2 protein-coding genes are annotated in these 1,300 nt (G+C 64.3%); both read right to left on the bottom strand.

Annotation, left to right across the window (positions count from 1 at the left end):
- Positions 1 to 195, bottom strand: a 195-nt coding sequence (locus ACWGPE_RS18895) for a hypothetical protein (RefSeq protein ID WP_452049298.1), incomplete at its 3' end; no start/stop codon positions are given.
- Positions 195 to 1,300, bottom strand: a 1,106-nt coding sequence (locus ACWGPE_RS18890) for an ABC transporter substrate-binding protein (RefSeq protein ID WP_452049297.1), incomplete at its 5' end; no start/stop codon positions are given. The genes ACWGPE_RS18890 and ACWGPE_RS18895, both read right to left, overlap by 1 nt.

Here is a 1,300-nt window from a genome sequence, read left to right as displayed (position 1 = left end):
CACCAGTGCGGTGTTGAATCCCGTGTCGAGGAGCACCCAGCCCCCGTCGGTCTGGAGCAACACGCCCGGAACGGGTTCGCGCATGCGCTCCGCGGCCGGCGCCCCGTACACCGACACCGATTTCGGCAGTTCCTCCCAACCCAGGGTGAGCAGGATGATGTGGCGGACTCCGCTCTTGCGGACCAGCGTCGCCATCAGCCCACCGACAGCGCGGCGAGCCGCAGGGAGTTGGGATTGGTCACCACGTGGGACTGTTCGACGCCTTTGAGCCAGGGCTGGGCCACCATGAAGTCGTTGACGTCGGCGATGTTGAGCCAGCAGCCGGTCTTCACCGCTTCCAGCCCGGCCCGCGAGAACACCGCGGAGTCACCGGTGGGCAAGCCACTGGCCAACGCGTCGGTGACCGGCGGTGCCGAACAGCCCAGGTAGTTCAGCCCGCCGTCGGGATCCCACGAGATGTGCCCCCAGGTGTACGGCGACGGTGCGTCCGGCCAGGCCAGGGCGGTGAAGATCTCCGGAGCCGACTGACCGTCGGTACCGACCCAGCCGTAGATTTCTGACGTCGGGTAGGCCTGAACCTTGGCGGTCAGTCCCGCAGCGGCAAGCTGTGTCTGAAGCAGATTGCTGACCAGCTGATTGTCGGGATTACTCGAGTCGTAGCCGATCGTGATGGCTTTCTGGTCGGCGGGCAGTCCCCCTGCGATGCCGCTGAGCACCGACGGATCATGAGCCACACCCTGATTGGCGAAGTCCGAGGCCATCATGTTGGGCGGATAGATCTGTCTGGCCACATCGCCGCGCCCGAAGTACGTCTGCTTGACCAGCTCGTCGACGTTGATCGCCTGTAGCACCGCGGTGCGGTTCTTGGCATCGGTCATCATGCCCTTGTGCGGGTTCACGTACAGGTAGTTGGACATCATGGTCGGCAGCGAGAAGTTCGCGAATGCCTTGTTGTCCAAATAGGACTGGACTGCTGACGAGGGCAGGTCATGCAGGATCGCGGCAAGCTGCCCGTTGTTGAACTGGAGCTGTTGCGCCGAAACGTCGGTGATCACCGGCATCTCGACCTTCTCGAAGTACGGCTTGGCGCCCCAGTACTCCGGGAACGACGCCAGCGCGTAGCGCGATCCGACCTCGGCCGCGGTGAGCGTGTACGGGCCGGTCCCCAGATCGTGGTTGGTCAGGTAGCTCTGTGCGTGATCGGGGCCCGCGTTCTGTTGGAGGCCCTGAGGACTCATCATCCTGGGCCCGTATGCGCACGCGAGATAGTCGAGAAAGGCTGCATTGGGCGCCTTCAGGG

This window comes from Agromyces sp. NPDC055658 (assembly GCF_053618155.1).
This window is presented reverse-complemented; position numbering and strand designations above follow the sequence as displayed.